This window comes from Streptomyces lincolnensis, assembly GCF_001685355.1.
Classification (GTDB): Bacteria; Actinomycetota; Actinomycetes; order Streptomycetales; family Streptomycetaceae; genus Streptomyces; species Streptomyces lincolnensis.
In genome coordinates this window covers 6,767,592-6,789,391 of record NZ_CP016438.1, presented here as the reverse complement: position 1 = coordinate 6,789,391, position 21,800 = coordinate 6,767,592, and the positions used below count along the sequence as shown (strand labels likewise).

The window sequence follows — 21,800 nt, the reverse complement described above, 5'->3', positions numbered from 1 at the left end:
CCATGGGAACAGGCGGGGTGCTCCAGGGGCAAGAAGGCGGATACCTTTGAAGAGGAGTCAGCCCGGGTACGTATGTGATCGGTCGACGGGGGCTTGGGGAGGCGCCGTTGCGGACGCGCGGGAAAGAAGCCGACGTACCGGCTCCGGACAGCCCGTGGAACGAGATCGTGCCCGGCCTGTGGATGGGCGGGCACGAGTTCGGCAGGCACACCGGACAGGTCGAGCAGGCGGTCGTGCGGGACGAGTTCGACCTCGTCCAGACGCTGTTGAGGCTGCCCGGGCACGGTCCCGATCCCGGGGTCGAGCACCATGTGTGGCCGATTCCCGACGGGCCGCTGGACGGTACCCAGCTCGCGGGGGTGATACGGCTGGCGCAGGCCGCCTGTGACGCGCTGGACCAGGGCCACAAGGTCCTCGTCCGTTGCTTTCACGGCTACAACCGCTCGGGGCTGGTCGTCGCGCACGCCCTGATCCGCCAGGGACGTTCCGCCGAGGAGGCGATCCGGCTGATCCGTACCCGGCGCTCGCCCTGGGCGCTGCACAACGAACTCTTCGTGGCGTATCTGAAGGCGGGGCTGCCGACGGCCCGGCTTCTTGAGGAACTCGCCGAGTAATCCTGAGTAATCGTTTCTCCACAGCCGCTTCCCCTGAGTGCGCGCAAAGGACGCCCCCGCGAATAAAGTGGACGCGATCACCGCCCGCCACTCAGCCCCTGAGAGCACCGTGCCCCGCACCCGGATCCGCCCGGCCGTCGCCGTCGCCGTCGCCCTGCTGTCGGCGGCCCTGACGGCCTGCGGGGACGCCGGCGGGCTCCGGGGGGCGGGGCCGACCGAGACCGCGATCAGCCCGGCCCGGCTGTGGCCGGATCTGACCCCGGCGTCCAGTCCCGCCTGGGACTACGACGACGGCGAGTCCGAGCTCATGAAGGGCATCAAGGCGCCGGGCGACGATCTCCACAGGGTCGATCCGGTGGCCGTCGTCCGGGCGGAGATCTCCCAGCACCCCGACGCCTACACGGGCACCAAGGCGCCGTACTACGAGACGGCCCGGCGGATGGCCGACTGCGGCAAGGGGGCGGCGAAGGGCCGGTGTCCTGTGCTGCGGCCGTACTACCGCGACCTCACCGGTGACGGCCGTGACGACCTCACGCTGGGTTTCCGGCTGCTGCCCGGCAACCAGACGGCGGTCCGCGTCTACACCTTCGAGTCGGGCCGGCTGGTGCGGGTGATGTCCAACGACGACGCGGTGACCGGGGTCGAGCTGGCGGGGCGGTCCGTGATCATCCACTCGCCGTCGGACATCGCGAGCTACGAGTACCGCTTCCAGTGGACCTGGGACCCCGACCAGCACGTCATGCTGCTCACTCACGACGAGATGCTGCGGGTCGGCGACCGGAAGGGCGGCAAGCACCCGTCGGCGGCCCCGTCCGCCGCCCGCTCCCCGTCGCCCTCCCTCTCGCCCTCCCTGTCTCCCTCCCCCTCGCCGAGCGGCCGATGAGACGGCCCGCGCTCCCCCGCTGGACCGGTGCGCTCGCCGTGAAGGCCGCCGTCTTCATCACGGTGATGTGCTGCGGGCTCGCGGCGCTGCTCGGCATCCTCGTGCACGTCTCGGTGACCAACCAGACCGTCGGCCAGGCGCGCGAACTCGCCCTGGCCCGGCTGAAGGACTCCACGTCCGACTTCGAGGCCGGGGACTCGCTGATGCGCGAGGCCGCGGTCGATCCGCCCGACCTGCCCGAGCCGCTGCGGGAACTGGCGGCGGCCGGGGAGCGCGGCACCATGGTCGGCGAGCGGCACGGCCGCGCCACGATGTGGGCGGCGGGCCCGGTCGACGGCGACCGGACCCTGGCCGTGGCGGTCGACTACTCCCAGGGCAAGCGCACCATCGACGCCCTCGACCGGGCGATCCTCTGGTCGTCGGCGCTGGCGATCGGGGTGACGCTCCTTGTGGGCGCCTTCGCGGTGACCCGGGTGACGCGGCGGCTGCACACCACCGCCCAGGTGGCCCGGCGGATCAGCGCGGGCGACCTGGACGCACGGGTCGGCGATCCCCGGACGAAGGACCCGAGCCGTCCCGAGGACGAGGTGGCCGCGGTCGCCGCCGCGCTGGACTCGATGGCCTCCTCGTTGCAGGGCAAGCTCCTGAGCGAGCAGCGGTTCACCGCCGACGTGGCCCACGAGTTGCGTACGCCGTTGACGGGGCTGCACGCGGCGGCCGAGCTGCTGCCGCCCGGGCGGCCGACCGAGCTGGTGCGGGACCGGGTGGCCGCGCTGCGGACGCTCACCGAGGATCTGCTGGAGATCTCGCGGCTGGACACCGGGCGGGAGCGGCTGGAGCTGGACACCGAGGACCTGGGGGCGCTGGCCGAGCGGGTGGTGCGGGCGTCGGGGACGGACACGGAGGTCGTCGCTCCGCGGGACACGCGGGTCGAGACGGACCGGCGGCGGCTGGAGCGGGTGCTGGGGAATCTGGTGGCCAACGCCCATGGGCACGGGGCGCCGCCGGTGGTGCTGACCGTGGAGGGGCCCGTGGTGACCGTGCGGGATCACGGCGAGGGGTATCCGGAGTATCTCGTGGAGCACGGGCCGCAGCGGTTCCGTACGGAGGGGGTCTCCAAGGGGCACGGGCTGGGTCTGACCATCGCCGTGGGGCAGGCGGAGGTGTTGGGGGCGCGGCTCGTCTTCCGCAACGCGGCGGACGGAGGCGCGGTGGCCGAGCTGACGTTGCCGTGAGAGTTCGGCGTTGCCCCTATGGACCAGCGTGACGGGCGAGGGCCCACCGTTACTCCTAATGTGGCGATTAGTCAGCTTTCGCCCCACTCATGGAGGTATCCCCCATGCCCCTGCGTTCCCGTCTCGCGATAGCCGTCGCCGTCGGCGCGTTCGCCGCCGCGGCCGCCACCACTCCCGCCGTCGCGAGCGACGACTGGGACCCTCGTGGTGACGGGGGTCACCACCACCACGACAAGCCGCGCCTGTACAAGGGCGTGGTGACCGCGGGCACGCTGGCGCTGCGCAGCGCGCCGACCCGGGGTTCGCAGATCATCCGGTACGTCCACAAGGGCGACATCGTCAAGATCTTCTGCAAGACCGGCGGCCAGACCATCGACGGCAACCCGCTGTGGTACCTGCTCCCCGACGGCACCTGGGCCTGGGGCGCGGCCCGTTACATCGACAACATCGGGCCCGCGCCACGCTGGTGCTGAGTACGGAAGAAGACAACCCACGCCATTTGGGTAAGTTCCGGACATGACCAAGGCCGGAACCTCCGTACGGACAGCGGATCCGCCCACGCCCGCCGTACGACTGCCCCGGCGCCGTGGCATCGAGCTGGCCCTCATCGTGCTCGCCGTCCTGCTGTCGGTGTACGGCTACTGCGCGGTCGGCTTCGCCAGGAACGGCACCGTCCCGCCCGGCGCCGCGGGCTACGGCGCCGGGCTCGGCGTGCTCGCGCTGATGGCGCATCTGGCGGTGCGCTGGCGTGCCCCGTACGGCGATCCACTGCTGCTCCCCATCGGGGTGCTGCTCAACGGCCTGGGCCTCGTCCTGATCTACCGGCTCGACCTGGAGACCCCGGGCGACCGGGCGGCGCCCACCCAACTCGTGTGGTCCACGCTCGGGGTGGCCCTGTTCATCGTGGTCGTCCTGCTGCTGCGCGACCACCGGGTGCTCCAGCGCTACTCCTACGTCTGTGTCGTCGCCGCGCTGGTCCTGCTCACCCTGCCGATCTTCTTCCCGGCGGTGAACGGGGCCCGGATCTGGATCCGGATCGCCGGGTTCTCCATCCAGCCGGGCGAGTTCGCGAAGGTGCTGCTCGCGGTGTTCTTCGCCGCGTACCTGGCGGCCAACCGCAACGCCCTCGCGTACGCCGGCCGCCGGCTGTGGCGGCTCCAACTGCCCACGGGACGGGTGCTCGGCCCGATCGTCTCCGTCTGGCTGCTCAGCGTCGGCGTCCTGATCCTGGAACGCGATCTCGGCACCTCGCTGCTCTTCTTCGGCCTGTTCGTCGTCCTGTTGTACGTCGCCACCGGCCGCACCGGCTGGATCGCCGTCGGTCTGCTGCTGGCCTCGCTGGGCGCGGTCGCCGTCGGCTGGCTGGAACCGCATGTGCACGGCAGGGTGGAGGACTGGCTGCACCCGTTCGCGTCGATCGAGGCGGGCCGGGGGCCGAACCAGCTGGCGCAGTCCCTGTTCGCCTTCGCGACGGGCGGTGTCCTCGGCACGGGACTCGGTCTCGGCCACTCCGTCCTCATCGGCTTCGCCGCCAAGTCGGACTTCATCCTGGCGACGGCGGGCGAGGAACTGGGCCTGGCCGGTCTGTCGGCCGTCTTCCTGCTGTACGGCCTGCTGGTGGAGCGCGGTTACCGGGCCGGGCTGTCGCTGCGCGACCCCTTCGGGCGGCTGCTCGCGGTGGGCCTCGCCTCGATCGTGGCGCTCCAGGTGTTCGTGATCGCGGGCGGCGTGACGGGCCTGATCCCGCTCACCGGCATGGCGATGCCCTTCCTCGCCCAGGGCGGCTCCTCGGTCGTCACCAACTGGGCGATCGTGGCACTGCTGATCCGGGTGAGCGACTCGGCCCGCAGCCAGTACGACGGGGAGGCGATCCCGTGAGGCGGTACGACGGAGATGCGGCTCCCCCGATGTCGCTGTACGACGGAGAGGCGGCCCGCCGATGACGCGGTACATCCGCCACGCCGCCGTCTTCTGCGCGCTGCTCCTCGCGGCGCTCCTGGTCAACGCCACCCGTCTCCAGGTTGTCCAGTCCCGCACCTACGACGACAGTCCGGCCAACCGCCGTGCCACCATCGCCCGTTACGGGCAGCCGCGCGGCGACATCCTGGTCGAGGGCAGGCCGGTGACCGGCTCCCGGGACACGCGTGAGCAGCTGCGCTACGAACGGACGTACGCGGACGGGCCGTTGTACGCGCCGGTCACCGGTTTCGCCTCGCAGGAGTACGGCACGACCCTCCTGGAACACGCGGAGGACGGCGTGCTGTCCGGCGCCGACCCGATGCTGTCGCCCCTCCCGCTGTGGAACGACTTCACCCGGTCCCGGAATCCGGGCGGAGACGTCGTGACCACCCTCGACCCGGCCGCGCAGCGGGCGGCGTACCGGGGACTGGGCGGGCGCAAGGGCGCGGTGGCCGCGATCGAGCCGTCGACCGGGCGGATCCTGGCGCTGGTGTCGGCCCCGTCGTACGACCCGGCGGTGCTGTCCGGGAACGACAGGTCGGTGGCCCGGTCCTGGGCCCGGCTGAACGGCGACGCGGACAGGCCGATGCTCAACCGGGCGGTACGGCAGACGTATCCGCCGGGTTCGACCTTCAAGGTGGTCACCGCGGCGGCGGCGCTGGACGCCGGGGTGATCACGGACCTCGACGAGCCGACCGACTCCCCCGCGCCCTACCGGCTGCCCGGGACGACGACCACGCTGACGAACGAGTCGGACGGCTGCGCGGACCTCTCGCTGCGGGAGGCCTTCAAGTGGTCCTGCAACACGGTGTTCGCGAAGCTCGGGGTGGACGTGGGCGTCACGGACATGGCGGCCACCGCGCGGGCCTTCGGCTTCAACGACCCGGCCCTGCGGATCCCGTTCTCGGTGGCGCGGAGCACCTTCGACACGACGATGGACAAGGCGCAGCTGGCACTGTCGTCGATCGGCCAGTACAACACGCGGGCCACGCCGTTGCAGATGGCGATGGTCGCGGCGGCCGTCGCGGGCGGCGGGCAGGTGCGGGAGCCGTATCTGGTGGAGCGGACGACCCGGGCGGGCGGTGCCACGGTGGCGACGGCCGGGTCGCGTCCGGTACGGCAGGCGATGCACCCGGCGACCGCCGTACGCCTCAAGGAACTGATGACGGACGTGGTGCGCGAGGGCACCGGCGGCAACGCTGCCATCCCCGGCGCCACCGTCGGCGGCAAGACCGGCACCGCCCAGCACGGCATCCTCAACTCCGGGACGCCGTACGCCTGGTTCGTGTCCTGGGCGCAGGGCGAGAAGGACCTGGAGCCGAAGGTCGCGGTGGCGGTGGTCGTGGAGGACGCCTCGGCGTTCCGGCAGGACATCACCGGTGGCGGGGTGGCCGCGCCGATCGCCCGGGCGGTGATGGAGGCGGTGGTCAACTCCAGGAAGTGAGACGGGGGTTGATGGCCCCGAACGCCCGACCTAACGTTCGGTACATGACTTCCGCCACCGCTTACGAACTCGCCCAGGTGAACATCTCCCGACTCAGGTTTCCGCTGGACTCCCCCGAGTTGAAGGACTTCGTCGACGCGCTCGACCCGGTCAACGCCTCCGCGGAGGAGGCGGACGGCTATGTGTGGCGGCTCCAGTCGGATGGGGGCGACGCGACGGACATCAAGGTCTTCGGTGACGACTGGCTGATCATCAACCTGACCGTGTGGCGGGACACGAACGCCCTGACCGCGTTCATGTACCAGGGACAGCACCGCGAGATGCTCGCCCGCCGCCGCGAGTGGTTCGAGCGCGTCCAGGAGGCCATGACCGCCCTGTGGTGGGTCCCCACCGGCCACCGCCCCACAGTCGCCGAGGCCGAGTCCCGCCTCCTCCACCTCCGCACCAACGGCCCGACACCGCACGCCTTCACCCTGCGGACGTCGTTCCCCCCGGACACCCAGGAGCCGGTGACGGGCGAGATCCCGGAGGAACTGGGGTGCTCGACCTGAGGGTCGATCGTTCGTAGATCTTTCGTCAACAAGTCGCGCCAGAGGGATTGACGGGCTTGCTGACAGGCAGTCTCATAAGACGCGGACGATGTGACCCCCGGTAACGAGGTGAATCAGGCATGACGACCCTGACGGAAGCCGACGCGCTCGACGGGCTGCGAGATGCGTTGGGGCTGCTCAAGGACCGCGAGCAGGTGGCCGAGCGGCTGCTCGCCTCTTCCGCCAAGCACTCCTTCGACCCGGACAAGGAGCTGGACTGGGAGGCGCCCTTCGAGGAGGGCAAGTGGTTCTGGCCGCCGGAGCTGGTGTCGCTGTACGACACCCCGCTGTGGAAGCGGATGAGCGAGGAGCAGCGGATCCTGCTGTCGCAGCACGAGGCCGCCGCGCTGGCCTCGCTCGGCATCTGGTTCGAGATCATCCTGATGCAGCTGCTCGTCCGGCACATCTACGACAAGGCGGCGACGAGCGCGCACGTGCGGTACGCGCTCACCGAGATCGAGGACGAGTGCCGGCACTCGAAGATGTTCGCCCGGCTGATCTCCCAGGGCGGCACCCCCTGGTACCCGGTGAGCAAGGCCCACCAGCACCTCGGCCGCCTCTTCAAGACCATCTCCACCACCCCGGGCTCCTTCACCGCCACGCTGCTCGGCGAGGAGGTCCTCGACTGGATGCAGCGGCTGACCTTCCCGGACGAGCGGGTCCAGACGCTGATCCGCGGTGTGACCCGCATCCACGTGGTGGAGGAGGCCCGGCACGTCCGGTACGCCCGCGAGGAGCTGCGCCGCCAGATGGTGACCGCCCCGAAGTGGTCCCAGGAGTTCACCCGGGTCACGTCGGGTGAGTTCGCCCGCGTCTTCTCGGTCGCCTTCGTGAACCCCGACGTCTACACGAACGTGGGCCTCGACAAGCGCGAGGCCCTGGCCCAGGTGAAGGCGAGCGGGCACCGGCGGGAGGTCATGCAGACGGGGTCGAAGAAGCTGACGGACTTCCTGGACGACATCGGGGTCCTGCGAGGTGTCGGACGACGGCTGTGGAGGGCTTCGGGACTACTGGCCTGATGGTTGTCCGCGGGCCGGTGGGGGCTGGTCGCGCAGTTCCCCGCGCCCCTGAAGGTGGGTGCAGTCGACGCATGCCCTGCCGTACCCACCTAGGGGCGCGGGGCTGTGTCGATGTGCGGCTCGCCGCGTGGGCGCGACCAGCCACAACGGACCCGAGGACGGCCGACTACCCTTCGAGGCATGACCCCAGCCGCTCCCGCCTACCGCCGCCTCAGCGTCGAGGAGCGGCGAAGTCAGCTTCTCGACGCCGCCCTGACCCTCTTCGCGCACCGCGTGCCCGAGGAGGTCTCCCTGGACGACGTGGCGGAGGCGGCCGGAGTCTCACGGCCGCTGGTGTACCGGTACTTCCCGGGCGGCAAGCAGCAGTTGTACGAGGCCGCCCTGCGTTCCGCCGCCGAGGAACTGGAGCAGTGCTTCGACGAGCCCCGCGAGGGCCCGCTCCTGAGCCGGCTGGCCCGTGCCCTGGACCGCTACCTCACCTTCGTGGACGAGCACGACGCCGGGTTCAGCGCCCTGCTCCAGGGCGGCAGCGTCGTGGAGACCTCCCGTACGACGGCCACCGTGGACGGCGTACGACGGGCCGCCGCCGTGCACATCCTCAGCCATCTGGGCGTCACGGAGCCCGGCCCCCGGCTGCGGATGACCGTCCGCATGTGGATCACGGCCGTCGAGGCGGCCTCCCTGATCTGGCTGGACGAGGACAAGCAGCCGCCCGCGGACGAGCTGCGGGACTGGCTCGTGGACCAGTTCGTGGCGGTGCTGTCGGTGACGGCGCGGCGGGACGCGCAGACCGCGGCACTGGTCGAGACGCTCGTCGTGGATGGCTGACACTGGTGCCGTGAAGAGCGAACACACCCCGTTCGAGGGCGGCCCCATGGACGGCCGCGTGCTGCCCGTCCTGGTGGGCCCCACCGGACACCCGCCGAAGATCTACCGCATCCCGGTCCCGGACGCGGCCGGCGGCCCGCCCACCGTCCTGGTCTACCGCCGTGTGCCCCGCGCCCACAGCAAGCGGCTCGGGATCCAGCAGGGCTGGAAGTACGAGTACGACCCCCAGGGCAGGACGGACACCAGGCTCAAGTGGCCCTGGTCCAAACCGGAGACCAGGCCGGAGCCCGAGCCGGAGCCCGGGCCGGAGTCCACCCCGGAGCCCGGTCCCGACGCCACGCCGGGCGGCAAGCCGGATGACGCGCACGGGTGACGCGGTTGCGCCGAACCGCGCACACCCGGCGCGCGCACCACGCGCGCCCGCCTGATGCTCACGGTGCGGAGCGGAAGTGCTGCTCCGCACCGGAGGTGATGACGTGTCGGAAAGGCTTCTGCGGCTTCTGCGTACGACGGCCGTGGCGACCACGGCGGCCATGGCGGCCGGAACCGTCCTCGTCCTCGCCCCACCGTCCGCGACCGCCGTACCGGACGACCCCACGGCCCCCGGGCAGCGGTCCGTCGCCGAGCTGCTGACGGATCTTCAGCGCCTGTACCGGGAGGCCGAGGAGGCCACCGAGACGTACAACGCCACCGAGGAGCGGCTCAGGAGACAGCGCGCCGAGACCGACCGGCTGGAGCAGGAGCTCGCCCGCGCCCGCCTCTCCCTCCACGACAGCCGGGGCGCGGCCGGACGACTGGCCCGCCAGCAGTACCAGAGCAGCACCGCCCTCTCCCCGTACGTCCGTCTCCTCCTGGCCCGCGACCCCCAGCACGCCCTCGACCAGGGCCACGTCATCGGAAGGCTGGCCCGCGAACGCGCCGAGACGGTGGGCCGCCTGACCGGAGACGAGGAACGCACCGCCCACCTGACCCGCGCCGCCCGCAAGGCCCTCGACACCCAACTCACCCTCGCCGCCCGCCACAAGAAGGACCGCGACGGCGTCCGCGGGAAACTCCAGGACGTCGAAGGGCTCCTGGCCTCGCTCAGCGCCGAACAGCTCGCCGCGCTGGCCGAGTTGGAGAAGAGCGGGATCGACAGGGCGCAGAAGAATTTCATGGCGTCCGGCGCACTCAGCGACACCCGGAAGCCGACGAAGGGCGGCGCCCGGGCCGTGCGCTACGCGGTACGGCAGCTCGGGAAGCCGTACCTGTGGGGCGCGGAGGGGCCGGCGGCGTACGACTGCTCGGGGCTGACCTCCGAGGCGTGGGCGGACGCCGGGACCCCCGTCCCCCGCACCAGCCAGGAGCAGTGGGCGCGGCTCGAACGGATCCCCCTGGGGCAGCTGCGGCCCGGTGACCTGGTCGTCTACTTCCCCGAGGCCACCCACGTGGCGCTCTACCTCGGCGACGGAATGGTGGTGCAGGCCCCACGCCCCGGGGCGACGGTCAAGGTCTCCCCGATCGCGGCCAACCCGGTGCTCGGCGCCGTCCGCCCGGACCCCGACGGCAAGCCCCTGCGGCGCTACACACCGCCGGAGCTGCCCGAGGGGGCCCGGGACGGATCGGACGAGGGATTCGCCCCGACCTCCGCGCAGAGCGCGACGGAGCGTGTCGAGGGGCGGGGCCGGGTAGGTACGGCAGGCTCCGGCTGATCTGTCCCGGCATGGGACACGACGAGGGGATCCACCATGACGGCGACGGCCCTGTTCTGCGGAGACATCGCGTTCGACGTGGCGCTGCGCGTCCCCCGCCATCCCGGCGCGGACGAGAAGACGCACGCGTTCGAGAACCTGGTGAGCGCCGGCGGCGTGGCCGCGAACTCGGCGGTCGCCTGTGCCCGGCAGGGCGTCGCCACCACGCTCCTCGCCGAGGTCGGGGACGACGTCCTCGGCGCCTACGCCACCGACTTCCTCGCGGCGCGGGGCGTCGACGTCACCCACGTCACCACGACACCCGGCATGACCGCGGTCTCCGTGTGCACGCTCGCCGGCGACGGGGAGAAACGTCTCGTCTACACGTCGTCCGTGTCCCAGTACCCGCCGCCGGAGCGGCTGCTCGACGTCCGGCTCGACGGGGTGGACTGGATCCACACCTCGTGCCTGCACCCGGAGGCCGCCGCGGTGCTGGCGGAGCGGGCCCGGGCCGCCGGGGTCCCGGTCTCCGTCGACCTGGAACCTCTCGCGCTGGACCACGGCGTGGACGCCCTCGCCCCGGCCCTGTACGAGGCGGAGGTCGTCTTCCTCAACGAACAGGCCACCCTGTCCATAGGCGACGTGGACGCCTTCGCCGCCCGGCACCGTCTCAAGTCCGTCGTCCGCACCCGTGGCTTACACGGCGCGGCGCTGGCGAGCGGTGCCACCCGGGCCGCCGTCGCGCCGCTCCCCGGCGCGCCGATCGTCGACACCACCGGCGCCGGTGACTGCCTGGCCGGTGTCTACATCGCGCGGACCCTGTCCGGCTCGGACCCGGTCACGGCCTTGCGCGCGGCGGTCGCCTCCGCGACGTACTCCTGCGGCCGGCTGGGCGCCCAGGGCGGCTACCCGGACCGAAGCACGACGGACGAACTGCTCGCGAAGGACCAGGGGGCACCCGCCGGACAGGACGTGCCGGACAGGACCTGGGAGACGGACAGGACCTAGGAGACGGAGGCGAGGTAGGCCGCGGTCTTCTCCGGCTCGTAGAAGAAGTTCTCGAAGTCGGCCGGGTCGTCGAAGCCGTTGGCGAAGCGGTCGGCGACCGGGGGCAGCTGCCCCGCCGCTCCGATCAGGTTGAGGATGTGCTCCGGCGGCGGGGCCAGCATCGCGTTGGTCCACTTGGTGACGTGCTGGGCGGTCTCCCAGTAGCGCTCGAACGTGCCCCGCATCCACTCCTCGTCGAACTCCTTCTCGCCGTGCTCCAGGATCGAGGCGAGGTAGGACGCGGCGCACTTGGACGCGGAGTTGGAGCCCTGCCCGGTGATCGGGTCGTTGGCGACGACGACGTCCGCGACGCCGAGGACGAGCCCTCCGCCCGGGAGGTGACCGACGGGGTTGCGGACCGTGGGTGTGTAGCGGCCGGCCAACGTGGCACCGGCATCGGTCAGTTCGACCTTCGTGGCCCGCGCGTGCTCCCAGGGGACGTACCGCTCCATGAGTTCCAGGGTCAGGGAGAGGTGTTCCGCCGGTTCCTTGACGCCGTTGAAGACGTCCAGCGGGCCGCCGGGTATGCCCTCCCAGAAGAGGATGTCGGCGCGGCCGGAGGTGGTGAGGGCCGGCATGACGAACAGTTCGCCGACGCCCGGGACCAGGTTGCAGCGGACCGCGTAGTGGTCGGGGTGCTCGGGCCGCGGGCCCAGACCATGGACGTAGGAGACGGCCAGCGCGCGCTGCGGCTCGCCGTACGGCGACCTCTGCGGGTCGCGGGCGAACATGGACACCAGCTCGCCCTTGCCCGCCGACACCAGCACCAGGTCGTAGGTGCGGGAGAAGTAGTCGAGGTCGCCGACCGCCGCGCCGTGGATGACCAGCTGGCCGCCGCGCTGGGCGAAGGTCTCCATCCAGCCGGCCATCTTCACCCGCTGGTCGACCGACTGGGCGTAGCCGTCGAGCCGGCCCACCCAGTCGATGGCGCGAGCTGCGGGGCCCTCCGCCCAGGAGCCGGGGGCCGCCACCGAGACACCGAGTCCTTCGATCTTCGGGGCCTGGGACTCCCAGAAGTTCAGCTGGAGATCGCGCTCGTGCTGGAGGGCCGTGTGGAACATGCACTGCGTCGACATGACCCGGCCGGAGCGGATCTCGTCCGCTGTCCGGTTGGACATCAGGGTGACCTCGTACCCGTGCGACTGGAGGCCGAGGGCGAGCTGGAGTCCGGACTGGCCGGCTCCGACGACGAGTATCTTCCGCATGCGGGTGCTGGCTCCTAGCTAGGCGTCACTCAGGGGTCGTCACTCTGGGGTTTCGTCGAGCGCGTGGCCGACGAGCGCCAGCAGGGTCTCGATGGCCGAGATCCGCCGGCGAGCGTCCATGATCATGACAGGTATGTGCTTCGGGACGGTCAGGGCCTCGCGCACGTCGTCCGGCTCGAACACCTCGCTGCCGTCGAAGTGGTTGACCGCGACGACGTACGGCACTCCGCAGCTCTCGAAGTAGTCCAGCGCCGGGAAGCAGTCCTTCAGCCGCCGGGTGTCGGCCAGCACGACCGCCCCGATCGCGCCGCGCACCAGGTCGTCCCACATGAACCAGAACCGCTCCTGGCCCGGCGTACCGAAGAGGTACAGCACGAGGTCCTCGTCGAGCGTGAGCCGGCCGAAGTCCATGGCCACGGTGGTGGTCGTCTTGGCGGGCGTGGCGGTGAGGTCGTCGTGCTCCTCGCTCGCCTCGGTCATCAGCGCCTCGGTCTCCAGGGGCGTGATCTCCGAGACGGTGGTGACCAGGGTGGTCTTGCCGACACCGAAGCCGCCCGCCACCACGATCTTGGTGGCGACGGGCGCGCGGGAGCGGTCCGTCTGCCAGGCCTTCAGGTCCTCCTCGGCCTCGGCGAACGGGTAGACGACGCTACGAGCGGCGTCAGAGACGACGGAGTCCACTGAGCACCCTTTCCAGCAGAGCGCGGTCCGGCCGGCCCGTGCCGTGACCGGTTCCTGTTCCGTACACGCGGATTCTTCCCTGGTCCGCGAGGTCGCTGAGGAGCACCCGGACCACACCGAGCGGCATCCTCAGCAGCGCGGCGATCTCCGCGACCGTGCGCATCCGGCGGCAGAGTTCGACGATGGCCTGCATCTCCGGCATGACCCGGGAGGTGAGGGAACCATTCTCCAACTCCTTGCGCTCCTCCGGCGCTTCGAGCGCGGCGACGAACGTCTCGACGAGGAGGACGTGCCCGAAGCGGGTACGTCCTCCGGTGAGCGAGTAGGGCCGGACCCGGGCGGGTTTGCGGTCGGCGCCGCGCACCGGGAGCCTGTCCGGCACGCCGCCGGCCGCACTGGGCGTTCCGGTCATCGGGTGCTCCCCGACTCGTTCTCCAGCGACTGCCGCAGCTCACTGCGGAGTTCGGGCGTCAGGACGTGTCCGGCGCGGCCCACGAACAGGGCCATGTGGTACGCCACCACGCTCATGTCGCAGTCGGCGGAGCCGTGCACGCCGAGCAGCGAGCCGTCGCTGATCGCCATCACGAACAGGCTGCCGTCCTCCATGGCGACCATGGTGTGCTTCACCGGGCCGAAGTCCATCAGCTTGGCGGTGCCGACGGTCAGGCTGCCGATGCCCGAGACGATGGTGGCGAGGTCGGCGGAGGAGCCGCGTGGCCCCTTGCCCCTGCCCTTGCCCGGTTCCCTGGCCTCCGCGTTGCGTTCGGAGTCCGAGGAGAGCAGGAGCAGGCCGTCGGAGGAGACGACGGCCACCGACTGGATGCCCGGCACCTCCTCGACCAGATTGGTGAGCAGGAAGTGAAGATTGCGGGCCTCACGGCTCAGTCCGAAGGTACTGGGCGCGGTCAACTGCTTGCCTCCTCGACTGTGCCCCCCGTGGCTGCTTCGGATGATGCAGGTGCTTCGGATGGTGCGGGTTCTCCGGCGGGAGCCTGGTGCTCGCCGGTCCGTTCCGCGATCTCCGCCTCCACCTCGCGATAGCCGGCCTCCGCCCCCCGGCGGAAGCCGCCCAGACGGCGGCGGAGCGCTTCCGCGTCGACGTTGCCGCTCCGCTGGCGCGGGGCGGACACGGGTGCGGCGATCTTGGGCGTGCGCTTGGGGAGGCCCTTGTCGGTGACGAGTTCCTCCGGGGCGTCCGCGGTACGGCCGTGCTCCGTCTCGGCTTCGGCTTCGTCCTCGACGGCCGCGGGTACCGGGGCCAGCAGCTCCATCGTGGTCTCGGCGGCCGTCACCTCCGGCTCGGCCTCGACCTCGACCTCGACCTCGACCTCCGGCTGTGCCTCCTCCGACCGTCGTACGGCGTTCTCCGCGAGCGCGACGAACGGATCACCGTCGGTCGAACGGCCGTTGAGGACGTTGGAGTTGACCTCGGCGTCGGCGCCGGGGAAGGAGAAGCCGTGCGTGCCGCCGGTGGCGGAGGACGCGGCGGGGACGGCGGTGGACGGCGCGGCGGCCAGGAGCCCCTTGGGAAGGACCACGACGGCGGCGATACCGCCCTGCTTCTGCTCGCGCAGCTGCACGCGCACCCCGAGCCGGTGGGCCAGCCTGGCCACCACGTACAGACCGAGGCCGAGCCCTTCCTCACCGTCCTGGGCGTTCTTGCGGCCCTTGCCGTTGCCGCCGCTGCCGTAGGCCTCGTACGGGGCCTCCGGGTCGAAGCCGACGAGGCGGGCGTTGAGCTCGTCGAGCCGGTCGGGCGTCATGCCGATGCCCTCGTCCTGGACGGAGAGCATCACCTCTCCGCTCTCCAGGAGCCAGCCGGAGACCTCGACGGGCAGGTCGGGCGGTGAGAACGAGGTGGCGTTCTCCATGAGTTCGGCGAGCAGGTGGGAGAGGTCGTCGGCGGCGAAGCCGGCCACGTGGGCGTGCGGCGGCAGCGCGGCGATGCGCACCCGGTCGTAGCGCTCGATCTCGCTGACCGCGGCGCGTACGACGTCGACGAGCGGGACCGGTCCCGCGCTCTGCTGGACATGATCGGTGCCGGCGAGGACGAGGAGGTTCTCGCTGTGCCGGCGCATGACGGTGGCCAGGTGGTCGAGCTTGAAGAGGGTGGCGAGCCGCTCCGGGTCCTGCTCGCGCTCCTCCAGGCCCTCGATGACGGCGAGTTGCCGCTCCACCAGGCCCAGGGTGCGCAGTGCGAGGTTGACGAAGGTGGCCGAGATGCTGGTGCGCAGCTTCTCCAACTGGGCGGCGGAGTCGGCGAGTTCGGCCTTGAGCTGCTCGCGGGCGTCCGCCATCTTCTGCCGCTGGCCGACCAGGTGCTTGCGGTCGGCCTCCAGGGTGGTGACGCGCTCGGCGAGGGCGGCGGCGTGCGCGTGCAGGGCGTTGACGGAGCGGACGACCTGGGCGAACTCGTCGTTGCGGCCGGTGAAGGTGACGGGTTCCTCGGCGCCGGGGTCCTCCGCGCCGGCGAGCCGGGCCGAGCCGCGGCGCAGGACGGACAGCGGCTGGGTGAGGGTGCGGGCCATGGCGGTGGCGATGCCGACGGCGAGCAGCATGAGGGCGCCGAGGAGGGCGACGCGGATCTCCAGCGCGGTGACCTCGTCGTCGCGCAGCTGGGCGAGTTCCTTGACCTGGCGCTCGTACAGGGCGGCCTCGGCCCCGCGCATGGCGTCGATCCGGGCGGACAGCGCCTCGTCGAGCTTGCCGGTGCCGGTGCCGAGCTCGCTGTCGCCCAGGGTCGGCTGGTCGGTCAGGGAGGCGAGGTATTTCTCGGCGGAGTTGACCCCCGGGCCGGTGACCGTGGAGTCGTACGACGCGACGGCGGCCTTGGGCGCGGAGTCCTGGAAGTCGGCGAGGGCGGCGTCGGAGCGCAGCCGGGCCTGCTGGGCGGCGGCGCTGAGGGCGTCGCGCTGCTTGGTGTCGGCGTCCGAGGAGACTTCCTCGGTGGCCGCCAGGCCGGTGACCGGGTTGATCACGGTCTGGGTGGTCGTCGGCACGTTGAGGGCGGCGAGCAGGAGCCCGCGGGCCGCGGCGGCCTGCTGGACGGCGGAGTCCAGTTCGGCGAGGGCGTGCGTGCCGTCGCCCGCGCGCGGGGGCATCCGCTCGGCCAGCCGCTCGGCGAGGCCGTGCAGACCGGTGATGGCGGCGGAGTAGGCCTGGTGGGCCTCCAGCGCGCTGCTCTTACCGGTGAGCGCGGCCCGGCGCAGGGCGGCGATGCCGTCCAGCTCTCCGCGCAGGGAGGCGGGTGCGTCGGTGTCGGCCTGGAGTTCCTCCACCTGCCGGTCGACGCGGGCGCCGCGGTCCTCGGAGGGCGCCTTGGACTTGGGCCGCCCGGCCGCGATGTAGGAGGTGACCTCGTCGCGCTCGTCGGCGAGCGAGTGGGCGAGGGCGAGCGCGTCCTGGGTCTGCTCGGCGAGGGTGACCAGGTCCTGGGCGTCGTGCAGGTCCCCGGAGGCGGTGACGAGGGAGGGGACACCCGCTCCGGCGATGGCCGCGGCCACGACGGTGACGGCGAGAATCAGCCGGGTGCGTACGTGGGTGGGTCGGCCCCTGCCCACCGGGACGTCGGCGGTGCCGGGTGTCTGCTCCACCCCTGGGCCGGAGGCCGCCTGCTTGCCCGTACGACGAGGCCGCGTCTTCTGCACCGGTGCTCGCATTCCTGACTCGTGAATACTCATGGCCCGGGTGACGCCCCATCACCCCATCTTTCGGGGCCAACTGGTGCATACACCCGGTGCGTTCCCGACCCTCCCAGTGCCGGTGGGCGGCGGTCGCGCATCACCAGACCCGCCACCCGAAGGAGTGAACATCGGACGGGAGTTGGCGGGCAAGTTCCTCTGGCCCGTGCACCAACCTTGCACGGCGGGCCGGTTGGACGTCGGAGGCGGGCGGTGGCAGTATTCGCCGCCACGTCTTCCCGGAGCCAACGATTCCACCTCAAACCCGGCGTCTGACCTGCGCGGGTGGGCCAAATCCGCGACGGATGCCAGCCTTTCGCGGTGCTTGTGAAGGGCTCGTGCAGACTGGCCGGATGCGTACGGAACTTGTTTCGGAGCCCGGCGAGCGGCTCCGCCCCAACGAGGACTTCGCGAGCGTCGCCCTTCCGGCCTCCGGACTGGGCGGAGCGCTCGTCGTCCTGGACGGGGTGACACCCCCGAGAGGCGAAACCGGGTGTCTGCATTCGGTCCCCTGGTTCACCGCCCGGCTCGGCGGGGCCCTGACCGAACTTTCCGTTTCCTCCCGAGATCTTCCTCTTCCGGAGATCCTCTCACGGGCGATTCTTCGAACAGCCGAGGCCCATCAATCCTCTTGTGACCTTTCTCACCCACGCACCCCGCAAGCCACGGTGATCTTGGCCCGGTGGTCCACCGAGGCCGTCGAGTACCTGATCCTCTCGGACTCCGCACTCCTGGTGGAGTCACCGGACGGCACGATCACCGCCCACCTCGACGACCGCCTCGCCCGCCTGCCCCGCTCCGCCCTCACCACCGACGCCCTGATCGACTCCACCCTCCGCAACAAGGAGGGCGGCTTCTTCACGGCGGCGGCCGACCCGACCGTCGCCACCCGCGCGGTGACCGGCCGGCTCCCCCGCTCCGACGTCCGCGCCCTCACCGCCCTCACCGACGGCGCCACCCGCTGGGTCGAGAAGTTCCACGAGGGCGACTGGCGGGACTGCTTCACCTTCGTCCGCAAGGAGGGCGCGCAGGCCCTCGTGGACCGCGTACGGGAGCTGGAACGGGCGGACGCGTCGACCCGCACGTACCTCGGCCGCAGCAAGACGCACGACGACGCGACGGTTGTGCACGTGGAGTTCTGAGTTACTTCAGGGCGGCCCGAATGAACGCCGTCCAGGCGTCGGTGGAGAGGAGGAGTACGGGGCCTCCGGGGGTCTTGCTGTCGCGGACGGGGGTGAGGCCGGGGAGGTTGTCGGCGACTTCGACGCAGCGCGCGGTTCATGGCCTTTAGCCCCGTTCCGGGAGCCGGGCTATGAATGACGTCCAAGCGTCGGCGGAGACGAGGAGCACGGGCCCGCCGGGGGTCTTGCTGTCGCGGACGGGGACGAGGCTGGGGAGGTTGTCGGCGACTTCGACGCAGTCTCCGCCGTCCGCGTTACTGTACGACGACGTGCGCCAACGGGCGGAATGTAGGTCCTGCGGACGATTCATGGTGTGCGGTTCTCTTTCATAAGCCGGTCGATGAAGGCCAGGGACGCCTGCGTGGACAAGGCGGCAGCCCTGGCCAGATCGTAGGACTTGGTGCAGCTCGCGACCACTGCCGGATCGTCGATCAACTGCCCTGAGTAGGCGCCCTCGGTGTACACGACGGGCGGTTCGTCGGCGAAGGTCATGGGGGTTGTGGTCCCGTACAGGAGCGGGCTCAACCCCGCCGAGAACGGCATCACCTGGATGACGGCCCGGTCGCTGCGGGCCACCTCGGCAATGTGCTCCAACTGGTCGCGCATCACCTGGTTCCCGCCAACCGTCGTGTGCAGCGCCGCCTCGTGGATGATGAACCACAGGTCGGGTGCGGCCGGGTCCTTCAGCAGCGCGTGCGCCCGTTCCTGCCGCGCGGTAACACGCCGTTCGGCCTCCTCCGGATCGACCCTAGGCCGGGCCGTCCGGACAAGGGCACGGGTGAACTCCGCGGTCTGCAACAGGCCGGGGACAACCGCCGTGGCGAAGTTGCAGATGGTCTCGGCCCGTTGCTCCAGTTCGGCTGCGGCCACGAAGTAGTCGGCGAACTTGGACGACCTGAGCATGGCCTCGCACAGCCGCCGGAAGAACCCGTCGGTCTTCAGGACCACGTCGATCTGCGCGGACAGCTCCACCTGCGGCCTACGCACAGCCATTTCCATCTGTCCCACATACGACCCCGAACAGAACACGAGCTCCCCCAGCCCGCTCTGCGAGAGCCCCGCCTCCTCGCGCCTCCGGCGCAACTCCGCGCCGTAGAACTCGGCCATGGACGCGGGATCGAGCGGCTTCGCCTGTGACATGTCGGCTCCCTGTTCCGGAATCACCCCGGGGTGCGGCTCCCCGATAACCCTAGGGAATTCCCTGAGGCGCACCAAAGGGCGGCAATCTACCGTGGAGCACTCAAAAGGGCGTTTTCCAGGGGTAGTTGGGTGAGGGGAGCGCTCCACGGGGGAAGGAGATCCGGAATGCCCGGAAACCGCGAGCGTCCCTTGCTCACATTCCGCAGGGCGGCCGTCACCGTCGTAACGCTGCTGCTCGTGAGCCTCACAGCGTGTTCCTCGGAGGACGATTCCGCGTGGACACCCCCGTCGGCGCGGGCGACGACCACTCCGCCGGCCGCCCCGAAGACCTCCCCGACGGTCGCCGCAACGGACGCGCCCGAGGACCCCGTTGAGGATCCCGTCGAGGACTCCGCGCTGCCGCGCCCGCTCGTGGGCGCGTGGGAGAGCAACGAGGGCACGGGGACCATCGCCTACCGCTTCACGGCCGACGGCCGGTACCTCTACGCCGGCATCCTCGCCACCCCCACACCGGAGGGCGTCGCGCAGATCACCCTCGCCGCGGAGGGCACCGCGACCGCCGACGGCGACACGCTGCTGCTGGAACCCACCCGGTACACGATCTCCCGGGAGGACCCAGGCGACCCGGCGGGCAACTACACCGACAGGCCCGGAGAGCTCACCCCCGAGCGGCACACCTGGTCGCTGCCGTCCGAGGACGTCCTGGCCCTCATGGGTGAGGACGGCGTACGGCTCACACTGCGACGGCAGTCGCCATGAGCACCGCTCCGACACATCCGGTACGGAGGCTGAGCGTCCGCATCCGGGTGCAGATCGCGCTGATCTGCGTCGTCACCCTGGCCACGCTGCTCGCCACCCTCCAGTTCAGCGAGGCCTCCGGGACCTACCAGGAGGCCGTACGGCAGGACGTCCGCCGCCAGGGCGCCGTCCTGGAGGACATCCGCTTCGTCTACGGCGACGAGGCCCCGCTCGCCTTCGAGGTGGCCGTCGCCCAGGCGCGGGCGGACGCGCTCGGGCCACTGCGGGGCGACGGCAGGCTCGCGGCGTCCGAGTACCGGCTCGCCGCGCAGACCGCCTTCGGCCTGCGCACCGCCGAGGGCGCCTCCCCGGTCCTGGCCACCGACCGCTACCGCCACCAGCGCCTCGGCTACGACCTGCCCCGGCGCCTGTCCGACGTACAGCGTCGGTCGCCGGAGCTGTACGCCCTCGACCCGGACGCGACGCTGCGCTCCGGTGACCGCAGGGTGACCTGGGGCTTGATCGCGGCAGGGGGCGCGGGCGCGACCGTACTCGTGGCCGTCCTGGCCGCTGTCGTCCTGCGACCGCGTAGGTGGCGGCGCGGGACGTCCGGGCCCCCGGGCGGCCGTGTGCTCCGGAAGCTGGAACTGCTGCCGCAGCCGGCCACGGCGTCCGCCCACCGCGGCACCGTGACCCTTCACCTGGCGGTCTCCGCGCTGCTGCTGCTTCTGCCGCTCGGGCAGGTCGTCGCGGCGAGCGTGGAACAGCGGGCCCAGGCGGAGGCGGCGCGCAAGGCGGTCCGTACCACCACGTCGATCGCGGCGGGCGGACAGCGGACCGCGTTCCTCCTGGCGGCCCAGGAGGAGGCCGTCCTCGGGCACCTGCGCGCGACCGCCCGCGAGCTGGCCGCGCTCGACACCGGGACCAGTGCCGAGGACGCGCGGCACGAGCGGACGGTCGCCGTGACCGAGAGGGGGATCGCGACGCACATCGAGAAGATCGCCGCTCACATGGGACGGCTCCCGGGCGCCGAGGACGACGTCGACGCGGCGGCGATGGCCGCGCTGCGGTCCGCTCCGGACGACTGGGGCGGGCTCGTGGACGAGAACCTGCGGCAGGTGGACCTCGCCGAACGGGCGAGCACCCGCGGGACCTTCCTGTCCGGGGCGACCGCGCTCGCCGTGGTGAGCGAGATGCTGGCGGGCATGACGGTGGCGGCACTGGCCCTGGGCGCGGGCCGCCGCTGGGTGCTGTGGACCGCGGCCGGGACGGCGGGGTCGGCGGCGCTGGTGTTCGCGGCGCTCCTGTGACCCGGGGCGCGCCGCGCCGTACGCATCCGACCGGCGAGGTGAGAGCGCGCCGGCTACTTCTCCATGCCGCGGTTCAGCTGATGGAGCAGCCGGGCCAGTTCGGCGACCTCCCGGCGGTCCCAGTGGGCGAGCTGACTCACGTACCGGCCGCGGCGGGCCTCGCGGACCTTGCCGACGCGGTGGCGGCCCTCGTCGGTGAGGTGGACCAGCCAGGCGCGGCCGTCGGCGGGGTCGGGTTCGCGGGCGACCAGGCCCAGGGACTCCAGGGCGCGCAGCTGGCGGGACATGGTGGCCTTGCCGACGCCGATGTAGGCGGCGAGCTCGGTGGCGCGCTGGCGGCCGCACTCGTCGAGGCGGACGAGCAGGCCGTAGGCGGCGGACTCCAGGTCGGGGTGGACCTCGCGGGCCATCTCGCCCTGGCTGGCCCGCGCGCGGCGCAGCAGAACCGTCAACTCGCGCTCCAGGGACAGGTACTCCTCGTCCGCACCACTCGCCGACGCCGCGGCCCCGACCCGGCGTCCCCCGCCGTTTCCGTCTTCGTGCACGTCAGTCCCTGCCTCGGTTTTCGCGGTCCCG

At 71.6% G+C, this 21,800-nt stretch carries 22 protein-coding genes and 1 pseudogene; 15 read left to right on the top strand and 8 right to left on the bottom strand.

All coding sequences use genetic code 11. From position 1 onward, the window contains the following. Nucleotides 1-107: 107 nt before the first annotated feature. The 12 genes from SLINC_RS30385 (at nucleotide 108) to SLINC_RS30330 (ending at nucleotide 11,250) form a co-directional block, all read left to right on the top strand. On the top strand, nucleotides 108-614 hold the full coding sequence (locus tag SLINC_RS30385; RefSeq protein WP_067439554.1) for a protein-tyrosine phosphatase family protein: 507 nt from the start codon (nucleotides 108-110) through the stop codon (nucleotides 612-614). A gap of 109 nt (nucleotides 615-723) precedes the next feature. Then, a complete protein-coding gene (locus tag SLINC_RS30380; RefSeq protein ID WP_067445873.1) occupies nucleotides 724-1,497 on the top strand; it encodes a hypothetical protein in 774 nt (257 codons plus the stop codon). Next, nucleotides 1,494-2,732 carry a sensor histidine kinase gene (locus SLINC_RS30375; RefSeq protein WP_067439551.1) on the top strand — a complete coding sequence of 413 codons (1,239 nt, stop codon included), beginning with the start codon at nucleotides 1,494-1,496 and terminating at the stop codon, nucleotides 2,730-2,732. The genes SLINC_RS30380 and SLINC_RS30375 overlap by 4 nt, the downstream gene beginning before the upstream one ends. 104 nt (nucleotides 2,733-2,836) lie before the next feature. Beyond that, a complete protein-coding gene (locus tag SLINC_RS30370; RefSeq protein ID WP_067439549.1) occupies nucleotides 2,837-3,205 on the top strand; it encodes an SH3 domain-containing protein in 369 nt (122 codons plus the stop codon). A 43-nt stretch (nucleotides 3,206-3,248) separates the two neighbouring features. Continuing rightward, nucleotides 3,249-4,610: an FtsW/RodA/SpoVE family cell cycle protein gene (locus tag SLINC_RS30365; RefSeq protein ID WP_067439546.1), complete on the top strand. Its 1,362-nt coding sequence runs from the start codon at nucleotides 3,249-3,251 to the stop codon at nucleotides 4,608-4,610. A 61-nt stretch (nucleotides 4,611-4,671) separates the two neighbouring features. Further along, a complete protein-coding gene (locus tag SLINC_RS30360; RefSeq protein ID WP_067439544.1) occupies nucleotides 4,672-6,135 on the top strand; it encodes a penicillin-binding transpeptidase domain-containing protein in 1,464 nt (487 codons plus the stop codon). A 44-nt stretch (nucleotides 6,136-6,179) separates the two neighbouring features. Beyond that, nucleotides 6,180-6,686 carry a DUF3291 domain-containing protein gene (locus SLINC_RS30355; RefSeq protein WP_067439541.1) on the top strand — a complete coding sequence of 169 codons (507 nt, stop codon included), beginning with the start codon at nucleotides 6,180-6,182 and terminating at the stop codon, nucleotides 6,684-6,686. Nucleotides 6,687-6,805: 119 nt separating this feature from the next. After that, entirely contained in the window at nucleotides 6,806-7,744 is a 939-nt protein-coding gene (locus tag SLINC_RS30350; protein ID WP_067439538.1) for an AurF N-oxygenase family protein, read from the top strand. Between the two features lie 180 nt (nucleotides 7,745-7,924). Then, nucleotides 7,925-8,572, top strand: a complete 648-nt coding sequence (locus SLINC_RS30345; RefSeq protein WP_067439535.1) for a TetR/AcrR family transcriptional regulator — start codon at nucleotides 7,925-7,927, stop codon at nucleotides 8,570-8,572. 10 nt (nucleotides 8,573-8,582) lie between these two features. Continuing rightward, nucleotides 8,583-8,945: a hypothetical protein gene (locus SLINC_RS30340; RefSeq protein ID WP_067439532.1), complete on the top strand. Its 363-nt coding sequence runs from the start codon at nucleotides 8,583-8,585 to the stop codon at nucleotides 8,943-8,945. Nucleotides 8,946-9,048: 103 nt separating this feature from the next. After that, entirely contained in the window at nucleotides 9,049-10,263 is a 1,215-nt protein-coding gene (locus SLINC_RS30335; protein ID WP_067445871.1) for a C40 family peptidase, read from the top strand. 36 nt (nucleotides 10,264-10,299) lie between these two features. Then, nucleotides 10,300-11,250 (top strand): carbohydrate kinase family protein, encoded by a 951-nt coding sequence (locus SLINC_RS30330; RefSeq protein ID WP_067439530.1) that lies wholly within the window; start codon nucleotides 10,300-10,302, stop codon nucleotides 11,248-11,250. Here the strand turns inward: SLINC_RS30330 and SLINC_RS30325 are convergent. Genes SLINC_RS30325 through SLINC_RS30305 form a run of 5 tightly spaced genes read right to left on the bottom strand, consistent with a single transcriptional unit; the run spans nucleotide 11,247 to nucleotide 16,834 of the window. After that, nucleotides 11,247-12,494, bottom strand: a complete 1,248-nt coding sequence (locus SLINC_RS30325; protein ID WP_067439527.1) for a styrene monooxygenase/indole monooxygenase family protein — start codon at nucleotides 12,492-12,494, stop codon at nucleotides 11,247-11,249. The two genes, SLINC_RS30330 and SLINC_RS30325, sit on opposite strands and share 4 nt — an antisense overlap. A 39-nt stretch (nucleotides 12,495-12,533) precedes the next feature. Further along, on the bottom strand, nucleotides 12,534-13,175 hold the full coding sequence (locus tag SLINC_RS30320) for a GTP-binding protein (protein WP_067439524.1): 642 nt from the start codon (nucleotides 13,173-13,175) through the stop codon (nucleotides 12,534-12,536). Continuing rightward, nucleotides 13,156-13,587, bottom strand: coding sequence for a DUF742 domain-containing protein (locus tag SLINC_RS30315; RefSeq protein ID WP_067439521.1), 432 nt, complete (start codon nucleotides 13,585-13,587; stop codon nucleotides 13,156-13,158). The genes SLINC_RS30320 and SLINC_RS30315 overlap by 20 nt, the downstream gene beginning before the upstream one ends. Then, nucleotides 13,584-14,084, bottom strand: a complete 501-nt coding sequence (locus SLINC_RS30310; RefSeq protein ID WP_067439518.1) for a roadblock/LC7 domain-containing protein — start codon at nucleotides 14,082-14,084, stop codon at nucleotides 13,584-13,586. Before SLINC_RS30310 ends, SLINC_RS30315 begins: the two co-directional genes overlap by 4 nt. Continuing rightward, nucleotides 14,081-16,834 carry a sensor histidine kinase gene (locus tag SLINC_RS30305; protein ID WP_079164806.1) on the bottom strand — a complete coding sequence of 918 codons (2,754 nt, stop codon included), beginning with the start codon at nucleotides 16,832-16,834 and terminating at the stop codon, nucleotides 14,081-14,083. Before SLINC_RS30305 ends, SLINC_RS30310 begins: the two co-directional genes overlap by 4 nt. Nucleotides 16,835-17,208: 374 nt before the next feature. On the opposite strand from SLINC_RS30305, the gene SLINC_RS30300 reads away from it, so the two are divergent. After that, the gene (locus SLINC_RS30300) at nucleotides 17,209-17,997 is read left to right on the top strand and encodes a protein phosphatase 2C domain-containing protein (RefSeq protein WP_067439512.1); all 789 of its coding nucleotides are present in this window, start codon (nucleotides 17,209-17,211) and stop codon (nucleotides 17,995-17,997) included. A 1-nt stretch (nucleotide 17,998) separates the two neighbouring features. Here the strand turns inward: SLINC_RS30300 and SLINC_RS50275 are convergent. Continuing rightward, nucleotides 17,999-18,346, bottom strand: a pseudogene (locus tag SLINC_RS50275) (DUF397 domain-containing protein). Next, entirely contained in the window at nucleotides 18,343-19,143 is an 801-nt protein-coding gene (locus SLINC_RS30295; protein ID WP_225988310.1) for a helix-turn-helix domain-containing protein, read from the bottom strand. The pseudogene SLINC_RS50275 and the gene SLINC_RS30295 overlap by 4 nt, the downstream one beginning before the upstream one ends. Before the next feature lie 270 nt (nucleotides 19,144-19,413). Here SLINC_RS30295 and SLINC_RS30290 point away from each other — a divergent pair, with 270 nt between their 5' ends. Together SLINC_RS30290 and SLINC_RS30285 are read left to right on the top strand one after the other, a co-directional pair. Continuing rightward, nucleotides 19,414-19,935 carry a hypothetical protein gene (locus SLINC_RS30290; protein WP_152038987.1) on the top strand — a complete coding sequence of 174 codons (522 nt, stop codon included), beginning with the start codon at nucleotides 19,414-19,416 and terminating at the stop codon, nucleotides 19,933-19,935. Next, on the top strand, nucleotides 19,932-21,224 hold the full coding sequence (locus SLINC_RS30285; RefSeq protein WP_067439505.1) for a hypothetical protein: 1,293 nt from the start codon (nucleotides 19,932-19,934) through the stop codon (nucleotides 21,222-21,224). The genes SLINC_RS30290 and SLINC_RS30285 overlap by 4 nt, the downstream gene beginning before the upstream one ends. 53 nt (nucleotides 21,225-21,277) lie before the next feature. Here the strand turns inward: SLINC_RS30285 and SLINC_RS30280 are convergent, their stop codons facing one another. Then, nucleotides 21,278-21,769, bottom strand: coding sequence for a MarR family winged helix-turn-helix transcriptional regulator (locus tag SLINC_RS30280; protein WP_067439502.1), 492 nt, complete (start codon nucleotides 21,767-21,769; stop codon nucleotides 21,278-21,280). Nucleotides 21,770-21,800: the final 31 nt, after the last annotated feature.